The 18383-nt window shown below is 67.6% G+C and carries 21 protein-coding genes; 8 read left to right on the plus strand and 13 right to left on the minus strand.

Features of this window, described 5'->3' with window-relative positions; genetic code table 11:
- The first annotated feature begins 101 nt into the window (after window positions 1-101).
- Window positions 102-1412: an MFS transporter gene (locus tag CFB81_RS17580; RefSeq protein ID WP_069618897.1), complete on the plus strand. Its 1311-nt coding sequence runs from the start codon at window positions 102-104 to the stop codon at window positions 1410-1412.
- A 128-nt stretch (window positions 1413-1540) separates the two neighbouring features.
- Window positions 1541-1732, plus strand: coding sequence for a hypothetical protein (locus CFB81_RS17585; protein WP_249190396.1), 192 nt, complete (start codon window positions 1541-1543; stop codon window positions 1730-1732).
- A gap of 35 nt (window positions 1733-1767) precedes the next feature.
- Here CFB81_RS17585 and CFB81_RS17590 read toward each other — a convergent pair whose 3' ends face one another.
- Both CFB81_RS17590 and CFB81_RS17595 read right to left on the minus strand, forming a co-directional pair.
- Window positions 1768-3567 (minus strand): sensor histidine kinase, encoded by a 1800-nt coding sequence (locus CFB81_RS17590; protein ID WP_089436007.1) that lies wholly within the window; start codon window positions 3565-3567, stop codon window positions 1768-1770.
- Complete coding sequence (locus tag CFB81_RS17595; protein ID WP_089436008.1) at window positions 3564-4211, minus strand: response regulator transcription factor; 648 nt, start codon at window positions 4209-4211, stop codon at window positions 3564-3566. The genes CFB81_RS17590 and CFB81_RS17595 overlap by 4 nt, the downstream gene beginning before the upstream one ends.
- Window positions 4212-4545: 334 nt before the next feature.
- Between CFB81_RS17595 and CFB81_RS17605 the strand changes: the two genes are divergently transcribed.
- Both CFB81_RS17605 and CFB81_RS17610 read left to right on the plus strand, forming a co-directional pair.
- Window positions 4546-4998 carry a hypothetical protein gene (locus CFB81_RS17605; protein ID WP_089436009.1) on the plus strand — a complete coding sequence of 151 codons (453 nt, stop codon included), beginning with the start codon at window positions 4546-4548 and terminating at the stop codon, window positions 4996-4998.
- Between the two features lie 108 nt (window positions 4999-5106).
- The gene (locus CFB81_RS17610) at window positions 5107-7125 is read left to right on the plus strand and encodes a VTT domain-containing protein (RefSeq protein WP_089436010.1); all 2019 of its coding nucleotides are present in this window, start codon (window positions 5107-5109) and stop codon (window positions 7123-7125) included.
- 7 nt (window positions 7126-7132) lie between these two features.
- On the opposite strand, the gene CFB81_RS17615 is transcribed toward CFB81_RS17610, so the two are convergent.
- From CFB81_RS17615 to CFB81_RS17630, 4 genes are read right to left on the minus strand one after another with little or no spacing between them, the layout of a single operon-like run.
- Complete coding sequence (locus CFB81_RS17615; protein ID WP_256122003.1) at window positions 7133-7339, minus strand: hypothetical protein; 207 nt, start codon at window positions 7337-7339, stop codon at window positions 7133-7135.
- A 33-nt stretch (window positions 7340-7372) separates the two neighbouring features.
- The gene (locus tag CFB81_RS17620; RefSeq protein ID WP_089436011.1) at window positions 7373-7843 is read right to left on the minus strand and encodes a hypothetical protein; all 471 of its coding nucleotides are present in this window, start codon (window positions 7841-7843) and stop codon (window positions 7373-7375) included.
- A gap of 12 nt (window positions 7844-7855) precedes the next feature.
- Complete coding sequence (locus CFB81_RS17625) at window positions 7856-8404, minus strand: M35 family metallo-endopeptidase (RefSeq protein WP_256122002.1); 549 nt, start codon at window positions 8402-8404, stop codon at window positions 7856-7858.
- A gap of 17 nt (window positions 8405-8421) precedes the next feature.
- Window positions 8422-9096 (minus strand): PAAR domain-containing protein, encoded by a 675-nt coding sequence (locus tag CFB81_RS17630; protein WP_306427155.1) that lies wholly within the window; start codon window positions 9094-9096, stop codon window positions 8422-8424.
- Window positions 9097-9728: 632 nt separating this feature from the next.
- Between CFB81_RS17630 and CFB81_RS17635 the strand changes: the two genes are divergently transcribed.
- Window positions 9729-10238, plus strand: a complete 510-nt coding sequence (locus CFB81_RS17635) for a GNAT family N-acetyltransferase (protein ID WP_089436013.1) — start codon at window positions 9729-9731, stop codon at window positions 10236-10238.
- A 16-nt stretch (window positions 10239-10254) separates the two neighbouring features.
- On the opposite strand, the gene CFB81_RS17640 is transcribed toward CFB81_RS17635, so the two are convergent.
- The 3 genes from CFB81_RS17640 to CFB81_RS17645 form a co-directional block, all read right to left on the minus strand.
- Window positions 10255-11208 (minus strand): leucyl aminopeptidase, encoded by a 954-nt coding sequence (locus CFB81_RS17640; RefSeq protein WP_069618889.1) that lies wholly within the window; start codon window positions 11206-11208, stop codon window positions 10255-10257.
- A 58-nt stretch (window positions 11209-11266) separates the two neighbouring features.
- Window positions 11267-11389 (minus strand): hypothetical protein, encoded by a 123-nt coding sequence (locus CFB81_RS36595; protein WP_256976237.1) that lies wholly within the window; start codon window positions 11387-11389, stop codon window positions 11267-11269.
- Window positions 11390-11793: 404 nt separating this feature from the next.
- Entirely contained in the window at window positions 11794-12249 is a 456-nt protein-coding gene (locus CFB81_RS17645) for an Lrp/AsnC family transcriptional regulator (protein WP_089436014.1), read from the minus strand.
- A gap of 115 nt (window positions 12250-12364) precedes the next feature.
- On the opposite strand from CFB81_RS17645, the gene CFB81_RS17650 reads away from it, so the two are divergent.
- Window positions 12365-12910, plus strand: coding sequence for an alpha/beta hydrolase (locus CFB81_RS17650; RefSeq protein WP_089437046.1), 546 nt, complete (start codon window positions 12365-12367; stop codon window positions 12908-12910).
- 179 nt (window positions 12911-13089) lie between these two features.
- On the plus strand, window positions 13090-14340 hold the full coding sequence (locus CFB81_RS17655) for a YbfB/YjiJ family MFS transporter (protein ID WP_089437047.1): 1251 nt from the start codon (window positions 13090-13092) through the stop codon (window positions 14338-14340).
- An 11-nt stretch (window positions 14341-14351) separates the two neighbouring features.
- Here the strand turns inward: CFB81_RS17655 and hpaC are convergent, their stop codons facing one another.
- Window positions 14352-14897, minus strand: a complete 546-nt coding sequence (hpaC, locus tag CFB81_RS17660) for a 4-hydroxyphenylacetate 3-monooxygenase, reductase component (RefSeq protein WP_089436015.1) — start codon at window positions 14895-14897, stop codon at window positions 14352-14354.
- Window positions 14898-15248: 351 nt separating this feature from the next.
- On the opposite strand from hpaC, the gene CFB81_RS17665 reads away from it, so the two are divergent.
- Window positions 15249-15881, plus strand: coding sequence for a response regulator transcription factor (locus CFB81_RS17665; protein ID WP_089436016.1), 633 nt, complete (start codon window positions 15249-15251; stop codon window positions 15879-15881).
- 12 nt (window positions 15882-15893) lie between these two features.
- Here the strand turns inward: CFB81_RS17665 and CFB81_RS17670 are convergent, their stop codons facing one another.
- The 3 genes from CFB81_RS17670 to CFB81_RS17680 are packed head-to-tail and all read right to left on the minus strand — an operon-like array spanning window position 15894 to window position 18375.
- A complete protein-coding gene (locus CFB81_RS17670; RefSeq protein WP_089436017.1) occupies window positions 15894-16637 on the minus strand; it encodes an SDR family NAD(P)-dependent oxidoreductase in 744 nt (247 codons plus the stop codon).
- A gap of 60 nt (window positions 16638-16697) precedes the next feature.
- Window positions 16698-17822, minus strand: a complete 1125-nt coding sequence (locus CFB81_RS17675; RefSeq protein WP_089436018.1) for an amidase — start codon at window positions 17820-17822, stop codon at window positions 16698-16700.
- Between the two features lie 31 nt (window positions 17823-17853).
- A complete protein-coding gene (locus CFB81_RS17680; protein WP_089436019.1) occupies window positions 17854-18375 on the minus strand; it encodes a nuclear transport factor 2 family protein in 522 nt (173 codons plus the stop codon).
- Window positions 18376-18383 lie beyond the last annotated feature (8 nt).

An 18383-nucleotide genomic window follows, 5' to 3' on the forward strand; every position in this document is an offset into this window, starting at 1 on the left:
ATGCCATTCATCGAACCACCTGACGCCTGCGCGTTCGTCAAGCGCGGCGCCGATTCAACCGATTCAACCGATACGCAACCGATTCACCCAAGGAGCCTGAAGTGAACGCTACCGACACCCTGGACCCTGCGTCCGCCGAAGAACAGCGCATCATGTCGAAGATGGCGCGGCGCCTGCTGCCCATTCTCGTCGTGATGTTCCTGATCGCGTTCATCGACCGGCAGAACGTCGGTTTCGCGAAACTGCAGATGGTCCACAGCCTCGGGATGACGGAAGCTGCGTTCGGGCTCGCGTCGTCGCTGTTCTTCATCGGCTACCTGCTGTTCGAGGTGCCGAGCACGCTCGCGCTGCATCGTTACGGCGCCCGCGTGTGGCTCGCGCGGATCATGCTGACGTGGGGGCTCATCACGGTGCTGATGGGCTTCACGACGTCGATGCCCGCGTTCTGCTCGCTGCGCTTCCTGCTCGGCATCGCCGAGGCCGGCTTCTATCCGGGCGTGATCTATTACCTGACGCTGTGGTTTCCGCAGAGCTACCGCGCGAAGGTGCTCGGCATCTTCACGCTCGGCAGCGCGCTCGCGAACATGCTCGGCTCGCTGGTCGGCGGCCTGCTGCTGAGCCTGAACGGCGTGTGGGGGCTCGCGGGCTGGCAGTGGGTGTTCGTCGCGACGGGCATTCCGGCCGTGGTCGTCGCGATCGTCGTGTTTCGCGTGCTGCCTGCATCGTTCCGCGAAGCGCCGTTCCTCGACGAGCGCGAGAAGCAGATCGTCGCGGCCGCGCTGGAGCGCGAGAAGCCGGCGCAGGCCGAGCATGGTCAGCCTTGGAAGGCGCTGCTCGATCCGCGCGTGATGCTGTTCGCGGCCACCTACATGCTGATGTCGACGTCGCTGTACGGCGTCACGTACTGGCTGCCGACGCTCGTGAAATCGTTCGGCGTGTCGAGCACGACGAACGGCTTCCTGAGCATGCTGCCGTGGGCGCTTGCGGTGGTGCTGCTGGTATGGCTGCCGGCGAAGCTGCGCCGCGCGAAGAGCATCCTGCGTACGATCGCGATCGTCGCGGCGCTCGGCGCGCTCGGCTTCCTGCTGAGCCTCGTGCTGCCGTCGACGCCGCTGCGCTTCATCGCGCTCGTGCTGGGCGGCGCGTGCATCCCGCTGCTGTATCCGTGCTTCTGGTCGATGCCGCCGCGTTATTTCACCGGTGCGCGGGCGGCCGCGAGCGTCGCGGCGATCAACTCGATCGGCAACCTCGGCGGCTTCTTCAGCCAGAACCTGATGCCGTTCGCGGGCAAGGTGACGGGCACCGCGTTCGGGCCGATGATCGTGCCGATCGTGTGCCTCGCGCTGCTCGGCGTCGGCGCGCTGGTCGCGTGGACGCGCTCGGAGCGGGGAATGGTCGCGGCGCGGGCGTGATGGCGTGCGGCGCTATCGCAGCGTCGGCCGGTTTCGGATGATCCTGAAATCGGGCGCCGCGTGCGGGTTCGGCGGCAAGTAATCGAGCGCGCTACCATGCGGTGTACATGCGACGAATGGAGCCGGCAATGAAGAAAGTGACGACGATGAACATGTCCTGCGATGGCGTTGCGCACCCCGCGCAGCGCGAGTTTGTCGCACGCGGGTTGGCATCGCGTGACGAGGCACGGCTGACCGGCGAATACATCGATGCGGCAAACGTCCGCGCGAAACTCGGGCGCATGCTCAAAGCGGCGCGTTCGACGAAGGCGGTCGACTAAGTCGTCGCCGTGCGGCGGCTTCCGCCGCCCTCCATCTAGCCCCGCGAACTCTCGTGCCCGCCATGCGCGAGCGCCACGGGCGCCGGCGCCCGCGGAATCTCGACCTCGACCGTCGTGCCTTCGCCGAGCGTCGTCGCGATCCGCAGCGTGCCGCCGACCAGATACGCACGCTCGCGCAACCCCACCAGCCCGAACGAAGCCGACTTGCGCGGCACCGCGGGATCGAAGCCCGCGCCGTCGTCGCGTATCGTCAGCACGATCGCTTCGCTGCCGTACACGAGCTCGACGTCCGCGTGCGACGCGGCCGCGTGCCGGGCGACATTCGCGAGCGCTTCCTGCGCGATGCGGAACACGGCGGTCGCATACGGCTCGTCGAGTTGCAGCTCGGGCGGCTCGACGTGCAGCGAACAGTCAATCCCGTGACGGTGCCGGAAATCCTCCACGAGCCATTGCATCGCCGCCGCGAAGCCGAGATCGTCGAGCATCAGCGGGCGCAGGTCCGACGCGATGCGGCGCGTCGCGGCCACCGCGCCGCGCGCGAGCCCATGCATCGCCGCGATCTTGCGTGCGAGCGACGCGTCGTCCTGCGGCACGCGATCGATCAGCCATTCGAGATCGTTCTTCAGCGCCGCGAGCGACTGCGCCAGTTCGTCGTGCAGCTCGCGCGCGATGCGGCGCTGCTCGGCTTCGCGCGCGCTGGCGCTGATCGCGGCGATCTCGCGCAGCTCCTCGCGCGACGCCTGCAACGCCCGCTCCGCGCGCACGCGCTCCTCGACTTCGCGCCGCAGGTCGCGGTTCGACGCGCTCAACTGCGCGGTGCGCGCGGCGACGCGCTGTTCGAGCCGTTCGTTCGCATCGTTCAACTGCGCGCTTTTCTGCACGACGAGCAGATGCTGGAAGCGTGCGCCGGCCAGCGCGCGCACCGTCTGCGCGTGCAGCCGGCCGTTCTCGAACAGCATCGCGAACAGCACGACGCCCGACGCGACGAGGCCGTACGCGCGCCCTGCGTAGAAGCCGAGATCGAAGCGCCCGTGGTTCAGCATCGACGACAGCGCAATGTCGAACAGCCACGCGACGAGCACCGTCATCACCCACAGGTCGAGCACGGAATGGCGGCGCCGCTGCCGCCACATCAGCATCAGCGCGACCAGGTTCAGCCCCCAGACGACCGTGATCGCCTTCGTCATCGTCGCGGTCATCCGGTTGCCGCTCATGATGCGCGGCAGCAGGTCGTGGCCGGCGGTCGCGAACAGCGCGAGCGCGGCCGTCGCGCCGATCGCGGCGGCGATACAGAGGCCGACGGGAATCGCCGCGCGGCGCGGCGGGGCCGGGGCCGGAGCCGGACGCCCGCGCGACGTCGCGCGCAGCAGCGCGTACGCGGCGACCGACAGCGGAAAGCCGCCATGCCAGAACAGGTACAGCCATGCGGTGGTCTGCTCGCCGGCGCCGAGCAGGCCGGTCGGCGCGAACAGGCCGGGGAAGGTCAGCATGTGCGTGCCTGCCATGAACGCCGTGAACAGATAGCCGCCCGCCAGCACGAGCAGCGGTTTCTCGCGCAGGATCGCGTACTGACCGAGCAGCAGGCCGGCCGTCACCATGTCGTTGACGACGATCGCCGACTGGTACACGGGAATGAACGCCCAGCCCGGCGCGAGCGGCATCGCCGCGAACGGCGCGAGCGCGGCGAAGATCACGGCCGATACGAGTACCGTCGCGAGCGCGAGCCGCCGTTCGCGCCGCCCCGGCGGCAGCGACGACATGAACAGGCGCGACGTATCCGGATCGTCGTTATCCGACGGCGGCGGCGCGGGCGGGAAGCGGAAGGCGGCCATCATGCGTCGTCGGCCCCGAGGTCGAGATCGTGGCGCACCGTGTAGCGGACCAGTGCGGCTTCGTGCGGCAGCCCCATCTTCTCGAGGATTCGCGTCTTGTACGTGCTGACCGTCTTCGCGCTCAACGCGAGTTCGGACGCGATCCGCGTGACGGTCTGACCGGCGACGATGCGGCGCATCACGTCGAACTCGCGCGCGGACAGTCGCTCGTGCGGCAGGGCGTGAGCCGGCGCGCGCAGCGTGTGCGCGAGGCTTTCCGCCGCGGACGGGCTCACGTAGACGCCGCCCGCCGCCACCTTGCCGACGGCCTCGACGAGCTCGGCGGTCGCACTGTCCTTCGTCAGGTAGCCGGTGGCGCCGGCCTTGAACGCGCGCGCCGCGTACTGCGCTTCCGCGTGCATCGTCAATACCAGCGTGCGCAGCGACGGCGCCCGGCGCTTGACCAGCCGGATCAGCTCGATGCCGGTCGGCGCGGGCATCGACAGGTCGAGCAGCAGCACGTCGGCGGCCGCGCGCTCGGCCAGCGCGAGCGTGCCCGCGCCGTCGCTCGCCTCGCCGACGATCTCGAAGCCGCCGGCCATCTCCAGAATGTGACGCAGTCCGTCCCGCATGACTGCGTGATCGTCAGCCAGAATTACCCTGATCATCTTCCAGCGGTCCTCTTCGGGATGACACCGCGGGTTGCCGTCGTCGCTGTCCGGTTGTCGCCGCGGCCGTTCTTCTGACCAATATATTCCGCCGAACCCGAAAACGGTACTCGTTCGCGAAATTTTCAGGAGCGTCGATCGCGGAATGCATACTGCAACGAAATAATTCATTGGAAAGCGCATCGTGCGCAGCCCGCGCGAATCAGGGTATTCCCGGATGATCGTTGCACCCGACGCGGGCCGGCGCGGCATCGGCGGGCCCGCTCCGCGAACCGTTCCGATTCGGGACTAAACTGGTGCCCGATGCCATCCGCGCGAACCGAGGAGCCCTGCAATGATCGACCTGGCCGATATCCTGCCGTCCGCCCTGCCTGCTGCGGTCGCCTGGGCCGAAGCGGAGGCGGCGCGCGGGCTCGCGCAGGGCGCGCCGCTGACGCCCGGGCAAGCCGACGATGCGCGCACGGTGGGCGTCGCGCAGCCGGACCGGATTCGCGTGCTGGCGGTCGAGCGCATGCCGTTTCCCGACACGCCGACGCTTGCCGCGATCGCCCGCGACACGGGGCTGCTGTCACCCGCGACGATCGGTCTCACGCTCGGTCATGCGGTGTACGTGCTGCGCGGGCAGGACACGCGCCGGCTGCTGACCCACGAGTTCCGTCATGTGCATCAATACGAGGCCGCCGGCTCGATCGGCGCGTTTCTTGCGCGCTACCTGCACGAGATCGCGACGGTCGGCTACCACGACGCGCCGCTCGAGGCCGACGCGCGGCAACACGAGTTCGATTGACACTGGCCTGCGACGCCGGCGCGAGCGTGCGCATGCCGCGATGAACGTATCCAAGGCCGCTGCCGGCCCGATGTTCGTGCACCGGGCCGCACCTTTCGGGAGTGTGCGATGAGCGACACGATCCACGCGTGGATCGGCGCGATCGGCGCGCATCCGCTGCTCGTGCTGGCGATCGTGTTCGTGGCCGCGTGCGCCGAGGCGATCGCGCTGATCGGCACGGTCGTGCCGGCCGGCGCCGTGATGTTCGCGGCCGGCGCGCTGATCGGCGCGGGCGCGCTCGACGCATGGGCGACGATCGGCGTCGCGGCCGTCGGCGCGGTGATCGGCGACGGGATCAGCTACGAACTCGGACGACGTTACCGCGGGATGATCCGTAGTGCGTGGGCGCGCTTCGGCTCTGCGAACGCCTACGCACGCGGCGAGGAATTCGTGCTGCGTCACGGCATGAAGAGCATCGTGCTCGCGCGCTTTCTCGCGCCGGTGCGTGCGGTGGTGCCGGTCGTCGTCGGCTGCGCGACACTGCCGCGCCGGTCGTTCTATCCGGTCAACGTGATCTCGGCGCTCGTGTGGGCGCCCGTGCACGTCGCGCCGGGCATCCTGTTCGGCGCGTCGGCCGCGCTGGCCGCGGCGATCAGCGTGCGGGTCGCCGCGATCCTGCTGGTCGTGGCCGCGCTGGTCGCGCTCGTGTGGATCGGCGTGCGCGTCGCGCTGCGGCGCGGCTGGCCGTTGTTGTGTCGTGCGCTCGCCGAAGCCGTGCACGCGTGCGTGCACCGCTGGCCGCGGTTCGGCGCGCGGCTGCACGACGGGATCGCGTACCTGCGCGGGTTGCCGGGCGCGGTGCCCGTGCTCGCGCTGTTGTTCATCGGCTGCGTGTGGCTGTTCGCGGGGATCGTGCAGGACGTCGTCGCGAACGATCCGCTGATGCATGCGGACATCGCGCTGTACGCGTTCCTGCAGCGCCTGCGCACGCCGCCCGCCGACGCCGCGATGAGCGCGTTCGCCGTGCTGCACGGACACGACACGGGGCTGATCGTCGCGGCCGCGTTTCTCGTCTGGTTGATGATCCATCGCTGCTGGCTGACGGCCGCATGGTGGCTCGCGACGATCGGCGTCGCCGTCGTGCTCGTGCCGGTGTTCGGTGCGGGCGCGCCCGGCGCGACGCCCGCGAGCCTGCCGCCCGGCGCGCTGCACGTGCCGCTGCCGGACGGCGACGCCGCCTTCGCGATCCTCGCGAGCAGCGGTCTTGGCTGGGTGCTGGCGCGCGACCGGCCCGCGCCGTGGCGCATTCCGGTCGTGACGGCGGTCGTGCTGTGGATCGTGCTCGGCGGCTTCGCGCGGCTGTACGTCGGCGATACCTGGTTGTCGGGTTTGCTGGGCGGGTGGAGCCTCGGTCTCGCATGGTTCGCGTTGCTCGCCGGCGCCTATGCATACTGGCGCGTGCGCGAGCATGTACAGCCGCGCGGCGCGCTCGTCGCGGTCGTCGTCGTGCTCGCGACGGCCGGCGTATGGACGGTGCCCGCGCAGTGGCAGCTCGATCGCGCGGCGCGTCCGCATGTCGGCGATGTGGTCGCGATGACCGTCGACCAGTGGCTGCGCGGCGGGTGGCAGCGCGTGCCGGCGCGGCGCACCGAGATCGGCGGCGACCGCGAGGAATATCTGCCGCTGCAATGGAGCGCGACGTCGGACACGCTCGACCGCCATCTCGCGCAGGCCGGCTGGCAGCGCGCGACGCCGTGGTCGCCGGCCACCGCGCTGCGCTGGCTGCTGCCGCAGGCGCCCGCCGATACGCTGCCCGTGCTGCCGCGCTATACGCATGGCGAGAGCACGCGGCGCGTGTTCGTCCGCGTCGATCCGGCCCACCCGGAAAGCCGCTTCGTGCTGCGGCTGTGGCGTTATCCGTACGTGTTGCAGGATGCGCTCGGCATGCGGCCGCTGTGGTATGGCGCGCTGTATCGCGAAACGCTGCGCCGGCCGGCGCGGCTGATGACGATCGTGCACACGACGACGATCGATGATGCGGCGGCGATCGCGCACGCGTTGGCGGTCGAGCCGGCGATCGCGCATCCGCCGGCGGGGATGACGGCCGCGCCGGATGAGATGCTGCTGGTGTGGATGGTTCAGCCGTGAGGGGCGTTCAGGTTTGCGGGCGAGCAGCGGGAAGACGGGAAAGATTGCCTGCTTCGATGACCGCTTGCAGTGCGAGGAGGGCCGCGGCGTGATTGTCGGGATCGCCGAGCGATTCAGCCGCGACGTTCAAATAGGCGGCTGAAAGCTCTGGGTCGGTGCGTAGTTCGACGACTTCCGCGTCGTGATGCGATACAGCGCCGTTGGATGGGTTCATGGTCGCTTCGTTGATGTATGGGTTGGGACAGGGCTAGCGAATGGGCTGGGATGTCGGCGTCACGCGCGGATCGGCGCACAAGCGCTCGCACCCTCCGTCGCATATCGGGACCAGCGTCACGGCAATCTGATTGAGCGAAAGGCGTCCGTCGTTGTCGACGTCCGGGTGCTTGATGGTCCTTGTATCTACCCAGATGTTCTGTTCACCGATGCCCAGCTGAATAAGGTAGGTTTTCAGTGCAGCGGCTCGCCGGTGAGCGAGGGCGGCCGGATCCCGTTCCCGGATGTAACCTCCTGCGTAGACGATTCCACGAATACCGACATTCGGCCAGTTGCGGGCCTCCAGAACCATTTCAGCGATCCGTATCCGTGCCTTGTTGGGGATGTCGGTGGAATTCAGCGGCAATGTATCCGCCATGTCCGTCGAAATCGTGCATGCGTATGCGAGCGGTGTTGCGACGAATATCGAAAGCGCGAACAGGTGCGCAAAGAGAATGGGGCGCATCACGCGAGTTCCTTATCCGTCGAAGCCGACGTAGCACGCAAGACTGTCCGCGTTGCGAATTGCTTTGTCGGGATTGGATTGTGCCCAGAAGGTCAAACCGATTGACACGCCATACATTTCGTCGGTGGAGTCGAACACATCCGCGAAGTGCGTGCATTCGTGAATGAGTGTGAGTAGTTGGCATCCTCGCCAGCGTTGCGCTGGCGGCGATGTGCAAAAACGCGAATAGATCGCGATGATACGCTTCTCGGAATCGGGCTTGCATACTGCGGCATCCGTGTGGCCGTTGTCCGGGAAGACGGTGCACGTGATGTTTCGTTGTTTCTGCTGATCCCACCTGATGACGTTCTCCGGTTTGAGCGATTGCATGACGTCCAACAGCTTCGGCATTCCGAGCCGCAGGGTATCGCGTGCGATGTCGTCGCTTCGGCCGAACCACTTCCGTGCGCGCGACTGCTCGGCGTCGTCCCATCGCGCCAGCCCGGCAACGCGATCCCGAATCAAAGGAATGGCCATGTCGCGAAGTCGGACGATCGATGACCGGAATGTTTTGTTCGACATGTTTTGGCATATCGGTGTCAGATCCAGTTCGATATCCCGGATCGAGTCCGCTGTCGTATTCGTGGCAACGGTGCCGACGGATTCCCATCCGTCGTCGTGCAGCGGATCCGTATTTCTATTGCACATTGGTTGGTTCCCCGATATATCTCGATGTCGATTACGTCGTGACCGGATGTCTCGACCCGGCATGTCAGACCTTTTTCGTCGGTCCGTCCCTCGACGAGCCGACCTGAAGAATCCGTGATTCGATAACGGATGTCGGCGAGCGGCCATCCGGAAAATCGATCGATCAACCGGATCCGCTCGTCGTGAACTGCCGGTGCGGGCGCTGCGGGGCACCGGTGGAAGGAACTCGATTCCGCGAGCGGCGCGTTTCCCGACGACTTTAGAAATATCCCGGGGTTGCGGCCTACAATGACGCGATTTTTCATGCATGGGCACGTTACCCGGTCACCGTCGACCACGACGTTTCGGCCGGTTTCTGACATGCCCTGTCCGGATCCGATAATTTCGAAGGTACCCTCGCAATTTCCGCATGTCGCTTTATCGCCGCTCAATGCGACACGTTTTCCTTTGTCGTAAATCGTCGAAGAAATTGCGATGACGAAGCCGCGTGTTGTCGTCGGATCGTTATCCCGGACAGCCGCCTTTCTCATTGGAGTTCCCCGCTTTGCTAGTGTTTGTTGTCGCATGTTCGACGCCGCCCCACGGTTGCCGAGAATTGACGGCAGCAAGCGCCGACCGACGCCGAACAAGGCAGATGGGAGAACCACTTCTACTTGGCCATTCCGCAGTTTTCTCCATCAATTTGGGGTGCTGATGATAAGGCAGGAAGGTCGCGAAATGCCGTATTATTGAGATGGAATGGCGGTAGATTGTTGCAGATTGTGAGAGTGGTCGGGGAGGCATGAATGGCGTGCGGTGGCGTGGACTCAGTCGGTTCAGATTGAGACGAAGTAGCGCTCGCGAATCGGCCAATGCAGACGTGTCTGCGTGGCCCGACCTACCCCTACGCAAACCGAGCGTGCGCAATGTATCTTGCGCCGAGCGTAGATAAAACGCCTGCAGATGAAACACATGACGGTGCACCGCACGTTGGAAAACAGCACTGCATGGCTGTCAGCATGGATCAGAATCGGCGGCAGGCCGTGCGGCCCGGCTTCGTCAACCCGTCGAGTTTCCGTCAGGCGTCCAAGCGCTGATACGGCGCACCGCCGGTCGCGTATCGCAGCGCAGCGATAACGCGACCCGCGATGAATCGCGGTACGATCGCTCGTTCGCCCGTCTGGCCCTGCCGACATCACCCTCACGAGAGAGCCCCCGCATGATCACGATTCGCCCGATGACCGACGACGATTTCGCGCGCTTCTGGCCGACCTACCGCGCCGTCGTCGCTGCTCAGGAAACCTATGCATTCGATCCCGAGCCGACCCGGGAAGCCGCACGCGCACAGTGGCTCGACGCGCCGCTCTGCACGTGGATCGCCGAAGAGGACGGCGTGGTGCTCGGCTCGTATTTCCTGAAGGCGAACGCGGCCGGGCCCGGCAAGCACGTGAGCAACTGCGGCTACATGGTGAGCGAGGTCGCGCGCGGACGCGGCGTCGCGCGCCTGATGTGCGAGCACTCGCAGCAGGTGGCGCGCGAGCGCGGTTTCCTCGCGATGCAGTTCAATTCGGTGGTCGCGACGAACGAGGTCGCGGTCGCGCTGTGGCAGAAGCTGGGATTCGAGATCGTCGGCCGGGTGCCGCGCGCATACCGTCACGCGCGGCTCGGCTTCGTCGACTGCTTCGTGATGTTCAAGTGGCTCGGCGACGCGGCGGCCGCCGAAGCCTGAGCGACCCGCTGCCGCGTCAGACGGCGAACGCGCCGTCGAACACGATCCGTTCGTCGAGCGCGAGCGTGCCGCGCGCGAAGATCAGGTCGAGATGGTGGCTGCCGTTTTCGCCGCCGCCGAGGCCGAGATGCAGGCCCGGATGGCGTTCCTCGAACCCCGCGTTGCGGCCGTACAGGCCGCGAATGCCGAGGTTCGTGCCGATGCCGAATTCCTCGATCCGCCGGTGATTCGCGTGCCGGTCGAGATAGGTCGTGAAATCGCGCCGGAAGCCCGCGTCGTCGGTGTCGAAATCGACGATCGTGCTGTGCTCGACATGCAGCGTCGCGAGCCGCTCGGCCACCTTGTACTTGATCGCGAACGGCACCGTGCCGAGAAACGTGCCGCTGAACACGACGGTGCCGTTCAGGTCGGTCACGTGCGTCGCGATCTCGCCGGGCACGACGTCGAGGTTGCCCATGCCGTCCACGCTCGTCCATTTCTGATCCGGTGCGAGCGAGCCCGTCAGCGTGTTGCCGGCTTCGTCGATGAAGCGGATCTGCGACGCGCGTGCGGCGGCCTCGATCAGCCGGCCGTTGCGCGCGGCGATGTCGTCGAGCGATTCGGCGAACGCCTCGTCGAGGTGCGGGCCGTAATCCTTGAATAAAACCGATTTGCTCCAGTGTTCGACGATCGCGGGGCGGATCGCGGCGAGAAATGGCGGCCCGCTCGGCGACGGCGTCGGCAGGCACGACGAGTCGTACAGCAGCACGAACAGGTCGGCGTCGTCGAGCGCGGCGGCGATGTCGGCGGGCGCAGTGCTTTCGAGGCAGAGGGTGGTCGCGTCGAGCGAATCGGGCAGGGCGGAAAAGGCGCGCAACGCTGTGTCGCGGTTGCGGGTGTCATAGCCGACCAGCAGTTTTCCCGATTCGCCGCGTGCCAGCTTGTCGCGCAGCGCCGGGTGAAAACCGAGCGCGCGGTGCAGGTTCAGCATGCGTATCTCCGGAAGCGGCGGAAGGGCCGAGGCCCCTCCGCGAGAACGGGTGGCCCGCTCAGACCGGCCAGAGCGCGGTGCCGAACGGCACCACCGCGTCCTCGACCATCATGTCGACGGCCTCGGGGTGCGTGTCTTCCTGCATCCAGTCAAGCAATTCGATTTTCTGGGTTTCCTGCATGTCAATTCTCCTGTGGTGAACATGAGTGATTCAACATGAAAGCGCGGCAAAAACATTGCCGCTCCTCGTTCGGAATTTTGTGAATGCCGGGCGAGTGGCGTCGATATTATTCTGATGAATTTACGAATGCAATGCGTCGCAATGTTTTTAGCCGAGACGTGCTAAACAAGGGAATCCCCAGCCCACATATTGGAAAACATGGGTAAAACGAGCGACAGATCGCACGTCATTTTTTTAGAAAAATGGAATGGTGGCGGCGAAATGAATTCGGTTATTTCTAATTTGAATTTAATTGAGCGGATTGATGCGATTTATGTCATTCACGAAAATCGTATGCACGACCGCCCGGTGCTCGAACCGGTGTGCCGATTTCACGCGTCGCTCGGTCGGTCCACCTCCGCACGTCATCCGAGCAGCGCCTTTCCGATCGCCTTCGTCGGTTCCGAGCGCAGCACCAGCGAAGTCGTGACCGCGCCGAAGCGCGCAATCGCGTCGATGAGGGTTTCGAGCTGGCCCGGGGTCGGCACCAGCACCTTCAGCAGAAAGCAGTCCTCGCCGGTCATGCGGTGGACCTCGACGACATGCGGCATCTCGGCAAACGTGCGCAGCGCCGGCTGGATGTGCTCGTGAGTGGTTTTGAGCCGGATGATGGCCATCATGCCCAGCCCCAGCGCCGCCGGATCGATCCGCGCGCCGTAACCGGCGATGATCCCGCGTTCTTCCAGCCGCTTGACGCGCTCCGACGTGGCGGGCTGCGACAGCCCGATGCGCCTGCCGACTTCCGACAGCGGCGTCCGCGCGTTGTCCTGCAGCGCTTCGAGGATCGCAAGATCTAGGCGATCCAGTGCTTCGTCCGGCATGACGGTCCTCCCGTACCGTTGATTCATCGGCATTTTGTCTCAATAACCGATGACTTGCCATTCCATGTCGACGGACGCGTAGTCACACTCTGGGCTTCAGTTGACGGAGGGAATGATGGATCGAGCGATCGTGATCGTGCCGGGTATCGGCAATTCGGGACCGGATCATTGGCAGAGCCACTGGGAGGCGGCGTTGCCTGGCGCCGCGCGCATCGCGCCGGCTTCATGGGACGCGCCCGACCTGGCCGACTGGATGGCCGCGCTGGACGAGGCCGTCGCGAACGCCGGGGCGCCGCCGCTCGTGGTGTGTCATTCGCTGGGCTGTCTGTTGTTCGCGCATTGGCATGCCGTGTCGGCGCGCGCGGTGCGCGGCGCGTTTCTCGTGGCCGTGCCCGACCCGGCAGGACCGTGCTTTCCGGTTGCCGCCGCGGCGTTCGCGAACCTGCCGAACGGCAGGTTCGGGCGCCTGCCGGTGCTGGCCATCGCGAGCGCGGACGATCCGTATGATCCGTCGGGGCGCGCGCTCGAATGGGCAACGGAACAGGGTGCGGCGCCGCTTCTGCTCGGCGCGCGCGGCCACCTGAACGCGGCGTCCGGGCTGGCCGGATGGCCCGAAGGGCGCGCGCTGCTGGCGGCGTTTGCGGCCGGACTCGGGCGGTAGCGCGTGCCAGCGCCGGCTGGCCTCCCGCGTTTTCCGGCCGTCGTGTCGGGGAGCGGGAACCGGGCGCGGCGGCCGTCGCGGTTGTGCCGCTGCCGCGCGTGCCGATTTCGTGGCGGCTCCAGTATGATCGAGCGACGGCGGCGCAAACCCCGGAACCGAACAACGAAGGAGACACCCCGATGCGTGCAGTGCCGCAACCGGAGCGTGCCGGCCGCTCGCGGCCGGACGCCGGCGCAACCGATCCCGGCCGCATGGCCGCGTGGCGGCTCGCGATCTGCCTGTCGCTCGGCAGCGCGATCGCGCTCGGCCTCGCGCGCTTTTCGTATGCGCTGCTGCTGCCGCCGATGAAGGCGGATCTCGGCTGGACGTTCGCGCAGGCCGGCGCGCTGAACACCGCGAACGCGGCCGGCTACCTGATCGGCGCGCTCGCATTCCCGCTGCTGTCGCGGCGCTGGCGCGCGGGCACGCTGCTCGCGGCCGGCTGCGCGCTGACCGCCGTGCTGATGGCCGCGGGCGGGCTCACGTCGGACATGCACGCGCTGCTCGCGCAGCGGCTGGCGACGGGAGGCGGCAGCGCGTTGATCTTTATCGGCGGCGGCGTGCTGGCCGCGCGGCTCGCTTCCGCGTCGCCGCGCGATGCGGGGCTGCTGCTCGGCCTTTACTACGGCGGCACCGGATGGGGCATCGTCGCGTCGTCGCTGCTCGTGCCGGCCACGCTCGTGTCACGCGTGCACGGCTGGCAGCCCGCATGGTTCGCACTCGCGACGGCGTGCGTGCTGTTCTCGGCGGTAGCCGTGTCGGCCGCGCGCCGCATCGAGCAGGCACATGCGGCACCCGCCGCGCGGGCCGACGGTGCGAAACAGGCGGCGACCGCGAGCCCGGCCCGCTTCGCACTCGCGCTGGCCGGCTATGCGCTGTTCGGCGTCGGCTATATCGGCTACATGACGTTCATCGTCGCGCTGCTGCGCGGCGCGGGGATGAGCGGCACGGTCGTCGCCGCGTTCTACGTGATGCTCGGCGTCGCGACCGTCGTGTCGGCGCGGCTGTGGTCGGGGCTGCTCGACCGGATGCGCGGCGGCCAGGCGCTCGCCGTGCTCAACGCGCTGCTCGGGGTCGCGACGCTGATGCCCGCACTGTTCGTGCACCCGGCTGCCGCATTCGCATCGGGCTTGCTGTTCGGCGCGACGTTCCTGTCGGCGGTCGCGTCGACGACGGCCTTCGTGCGGCACAACCTGCCGCCCGACGGCTGGGCGAAGGGGATCAGCGCATTCACGACGGTCTTCGCATTCGGGCAGATCGCGGGGCCGGTCGCGATCGGCTGGGTGTCGGACAGTGCGGGGCTCGCGCGCGGGCTCGTGTATTCGGCATTGACGCTGTTCGCGGGCGCGGCATTCGCGGCCGGGCAGCGCGCGCTGCGCACGTCCGCGTAGTCATGTGCCGATCACCGCATGCACGCGGTGCGCGACACGCGATGAAACGCGCGGCTGAAATAGATCAGGCTGTCGCCGTCGTTTCGCACGCGAATCGACGTCGCCTCGATGAACATCACCGAATGCGAGCCGACTTCCTTCATCTCGGCGATCGTGCCCTGCAGGCTCGCGAGCGCATCGCGCAGCACCGGCACGTCCTGTTCGCCGCGATCCCACACGGGCAACGCGAAGCGCTGTTCCATCGGCAGGTCGGTGAGCCCCGCGAAGTGTCGCGCGAGCAGCTCGTGCTCGGCTGGCAGCACGTTGATGCAGACCTGCCGGTTGCGCTCGAAGGTCGCATGCATCGCGCTCGACCGGTTCAGGCACACGAGCAGCGTCGGCGGCGCGTCGGTGACGGAGCACACGGCGCTCGCGGTGATCCCGCAGCGGCCGTGCGGCCCCGCGGTGGTGATCACGTTGACGGCCGCGCCGAGATGGGCCATCGCCTGGCGGAAGGCCTTTTGCGCGTCGGTCGGCTCGACGCGCGCCGGTCGCTGGATATCGGTCGTGGAAGACATGGGCGCTCCTGGTTGGACGAAAGCGGCGATCGCGGGCGCTGCCGATGCAGCATCGCTTGGCCGACGATGATCCAAGCGTACGCCGCGAAAATGCAGCCGACCATTCGCACGATTGACGATCGGGATGGCGTTCCTGCCAACGTGTCTAAAGGTTCTACCTAGATGCGCGCCATCGCGCGCGAAAAAAACCGTGATGGCGCGTTCGTGCGGCAGATGAAGGGGTTTGCAGCGGGTTTTCGGCTCGTTATGATGTGCCGCACACCCCAGCGAGCGGCGCTCGCGACACGCCGGCCAGCGGCGTTGCGCGCGGCACGTGCGATACCGATACCGACATTCAGCGAGACCCCCGCGATGACGTCACCCGCACCGATCGTATACATCGTCGACGACGACGGCGGCATGAGGACGTCGCTCGCGTGGTTGCTCGAATCGGTCGGCATCGCGTCCGAAGGGTTCGCGAACGCGGCCGACTTTCTCGCGCGCTTCGACGTGAACCTGCCCGCGTGCCTCGTGCTCGACGTGCGGATGCCGGAGAAAAGCGGCTTCGACGTGCAGGCCGAACTGAATGCGCGCGGCGCGACGCTGCCGGTGATCTTCGTCAGCGGACACGGCGACATTCCGATGTCGGTGCGCGCGCTGCAGAACGGCGCGATCGATTTCGTCGAGAAGCCGTACAACTCGCAGCAGATGCTCGAGCGCGTGCAGCGCGCGCTGCGGCTCGCGCAGCAGCGGCATGCGGTGAGCCAGCGCCACCGTGAGCTGCGCCAGCGGCTCGACGCGCTGACCGCGCGCGAGAAGGAAGTGCTGCGCGGCGTCGTGGACGGCAAGGGCAGCAAGCAGATCGCGTCGGATCTGTCGATCAGCGTGAAGACCGTCGACGTGCATCGCGCGAGCATCAAGGAGAAGCTCGGTGCGACGTCGATCGCCGCGCTCGTGCGCGACGTGATGGTCGTGTGGGGCGACGACGGGGCGTCGTCGCGATGAGGCGTTGCGCGTTCAGCGCATGTACAGTCCGCCGTTAATGTCCCAGCATGCACCGTTCGCGAAATGCGCGTCGCCCGAGGCGAGCAGCACGGCCGCGTCCGCGACGAAGCCGGCCGACCCGAGCTTGCCGCCCGGCAGGCTCGCGAGCACCTGACGCAGCTTTTCCGGCGCGACGCTTTCGTACACGATCGGCAGATCGAGCGGGCCCGGCGAGATCGCGTTGACGGTCACGCCGTGCGCGGCGAGATCGCGAGCGAACACCTTGGTCAGCGTCAGCGCGCCGCCCTTCGCGGCCGCATAGTGCGCGCCCGTCGCCGAGCCGCCGTTCTGCCCGGCGAGCGACGCGATGTTGACGATGCGGCCCGCGCCGCGCTGCGCGAAATACTGGCCGAACACCTGGCAGCCGAACAGCACGCTGCGCAGGTTCACGTCGATCACCTGATCGAACTGCTCGGCCGTGATCTCCATCGCCGGCACGACCTTCGATGCGCCCGCGTTGTTGACGAGTACGTCGATCGCGCCCCAGCGCGCGACGAGCGCATCGCGCGCGGCTTCGAAATCGCGTTTCGACGTGACGTCGAGCGGCAGCGCGATCGCGCGTTCGCCGCTCGGGTCGAGCTCGCGCGCATGCGCATGAACGGCGTCGGCGGCGATGTCGGCGAGCGCGACGCGATAGCCGGCCGCATGGAAGCGTTCGGCGATGACGGCGCCGAGCCCGCGCGCGGCGCCGGTGACGAGAACGACTCGGTCTGACATGGTGTGAAAGTTCCGTGGTTCGCGGGCGCACGCCTGTGGCGGCGGCGCCCGCGTCGTGGTTCATGCGGCCAACGCCGCTTCGAAGTGTGCCGCGATCGCGCAGACCCGTTCGTCCGCGCCCTTGCGTCCGACGATCTGCAAGCCGGCCTTCAACCGCGAACCGGCGAGCGGCAGCGGCAGGCTGAGGGCCGGATGGCCGCTCAGGTTGAACGGCCGGATCAGCGACGACATCGCGATCACCGAGACGCCGTCGCGTGCCTGCTGCAGCGTGATCGGCAACGCGGGCAGCGTCGGCAGCACCAGCACGTCCGCGTGTTCGAGCGCGGCATCGACCTGCGCGGTGAAGCGCGCACGCACGGCTTCGGCTTCCTTCAATGCCGCAGGCGCGGTCGTTGCGGCCGCACGCAATCGCGTATCGAGGTCGGCGCCGAGCTTGCCGGTCGCGACCAGATGGCCGAACGCGCGCGACGTTTCCGCGTTGATCACGGTGAGCCCGGCCGCGAACGCGGCCGGCATTTCATCGAGCACGACCGTATGCGAACGCAGGCCCGACGCGCGAACGGCCGCGTCGAGCGCAGCCGCGATCGCCGGATCGGCGTCGACGGCGAGTTGCGCGATCGTGCAGCCTGCCGCGGATGCTTCCGCTTGCGCGCGTTCGAAGCCCGGCGCGATCGCGGCCATCACCGCGACGAGCGTGCGGATCTCCCGTGCGAACGGCCCGACGCAATCGAGCGTGGTGTCCGCGGGCGCGACGCCGCGCCGCGACACGCGGCCGAACGTCGGTTTCAGCCCGGCCACGCCGCAGCACGCGGCCGGCCCGCGAATCGAGCCGCCGGTATCGGTGCCGAGCGCCGCGTCGACGGCGCCGAGTCCGACGAGCGACGCGGAACCGCTCGACGAGCCGCCCGGAATGCGCGTGGCGTCCTGCGGATTGACAGGTGTGCCCGTGTAGTCGTTGATGCCGGTCATGCCGAATGCGAGCTCGTGCATGTTCGCCTTGCCGGCGATCTGCCAGCCGGCGTCGAGCAGCAGGCGGACCACGTCCGCATGCTGCGCGGCAGGCGGCGCATCGGCGAGCGCGCGGCTCGCCGCGCGGGTCGGATGGCCCGCGATGTCGATCGTGTCCTTGATCGCGATCGTCGGGCCGGGGCCGCCTGGCGTGAAGGTGTCGATGAAGCCTGTCATGATCGGTATCGTGCGAAAGCAGCGGGAAACATCAGGACCGTGGCGCGGCGGCGAGCGGCCACGGGCCGTCGAGCACGCGTTCGGTGCGGAAATGGCGGATCAGCCAGGTGGCGCCGTTGGCGGCCGGTGCGAAATCGATCGTCAGCCGCGCGGCGATCAGCTCGGCCGAGCCGTCCGCGTAGCGCGACGCCTGCAGCATGATCCAGCGGCCGCGCGCGCTTGCATGGCCGGCGCCGATCTCGATCGACTCCGACGTCAGGAAGTGCAGGTTCGCCGAGAAATGCGGGTCGGGCGGCAGATAGCGGCCGAGCATCGTGACGATCGCGGCCGGGCCTTCGAGGCGGCCGAATTTCCGCGCGTACTGCGGGCCGATGCCTTCCCACACGGCGTCGGCCGTGAACAGCTCGGCCAGCGACGGGCCTTCGCCTGCCGCTTCGGGTACGTCGCACAGCGCCATGTAGCGCGCGATCGTCGCGCGCACCGCGCGCTCGGCGTCGAGCGCCGCGACGCGCCGTGCGAGCGCGTCGATCGCAGCGGGAGACAGATCGGTCATCGCGCGCC

Source organism: Burkholderia sp. AU28863 (assembly GCF_002223195.1).
Taxonomy (GTDB): domain Bacteria; phylum Pseudomonadota; class Gammaproteobacteria; order Burkholderiales; family Burkholderiaceae; genus Burkholderia; species Burkholderia sola.

Bases quoted from the DNA above. Each gene is read 5' to 3' on its own strand.
- CFB81_RS17635 (WP_089436013.1), top strand. From the start codon at position 9,729: ATGATCACGATTCGCCCGATGACCGACGACGATTTCGCGCGCTTCTGG.
- CFB81_RS17645 (WP_089436014.1), bottom strand. From the start codon at position 12,249: ATGCCGGACGAAGCACTGGATCGCCTAGATCTTGCGATCCTCGAAGCG.
- CFB81_RS17650 (WP_089437046.1), top strand. From the start codon at position 12,365: ATGGATCGAGCGATCGTGATCGTGCCGGGTATCGGCAATTCGGGACCG.
- CFB81_RS36595 (WP_256976237.1), bottom strand. From the start codon at position 11,389: ATGCAGGAAACCCAGAAAATCGAATTGCTTGACTGGATGCAGGAAGAC.
- CFB81_RS17595 (WP_089436008.1), bottom strand. From the start codon at position 4,211: ATGATCAGGGTAATTCTGGCTGACGATCACGCAGTCATGCGGGACGGA.
- CFB81_RS17620 (WP_089436011.1), bottom strand. From the start codon at position 7,843: ATGCGCCCCATTCTCTTTGCGCACCTGTTCGCGCTTTCGATATTCGTC.
- CFB81_RS17630 (WP_306427155.1), bottom strand. From the start codon at position 9,096: ATGCGACAACAAACACTAGCAAAGCGGGGAACTCCAATGAGAAAGGCG.
- CFB81_RS17670 (WP_089436017.1), bottom strand. From the start codon at position 16,637: ATGTCAGACCGAGTCGTTCTCGTCACCGGCGCCGCGCGCGGGCTCGGC.
- CFB81_RS17655 (WP_089437047.1), top strand. From the start codon at position 13,090: ATGCGTGCAGTGCCGCAACCGGAGCGTGCCGGCCGCTCGCGGCCGGAC.
- CFB81_RS17610 (WP_089436010.1), top strand. From the start codon at position 5,107: ATGAGCGACACGATCCACGCGTGGATCGGCGCGATCGGCGCGCATCCG.
- CFB81_RS17680 (WP_089436019.1), bottom strand. From the start codon at position 18,375: ATGACCGATCTGTCTCCCGCTGCGATCGACGCGCTCGCACGGCGCGTC.
- CFB81_RS17590 (WP_089436007.1), bottom strand. From the start codon at position 3,567: ATGATGGCCGCCTTCCGCTTCCCGCCCGCGCCGCCGCCGTCGGATAAC.
- hpaC (WP_089436015.1), bottom strand. From the start codon at position 14,897: ATGTCTTCCACGACCGATATCCAGCGACCGGCGCGCGTCGAGCCGACC.
- CFB81_RS17640 (WP_069618889.1), bottom strand. From the start codon at position 11,208: ATGCTGAACCTGCACCGCGCGCTCGGTTTTCACCCGGCGCTGCGCGAC.
- CFB81_RS17675 (WP_089436018.1), bottom strand. From the start codon at position 17,822: ATGACAGGCTTCATCGACACCTTCACGCCAGGCGGCCCCGGCCCGACG.
- CFB81_RS17665 (WP_089436016.1), top strand. From the start codon at position 15,249: ATGACGTCACCCGCACCGATCGTATACATCGTCGACGACGACGGCGGC.
- CFB81_RS17585 (WP_249190396.1), top strand. From the start codon at position 1,541: ATGAAGAAAGTGACGACGATGAACATGTCCTGCGATGGCGTTGCGCAC.
- CFB81_RS17625 (WP_256122002.1), bottom strand. From the start codon at position 8,404: ATGTCGAACAAAACATTCCGGTCATCGATCGTCCGACTTCGCGACATG.
- CFB81_RS17615 (WP_256122003.1), bottom strand. From the start codon at position 7,339: ATGAACCCATCCAACGGCGCTGTATCGCATCACGACGCGGAAGTCGTC.
- CFB81_RS17605 (WP_089436009.1), top strand. From the start codon at position 4,546: ATGATCGACCTGGCCGATATCCTGCCGTCCGCCCTGCCTGCTGCGGTC.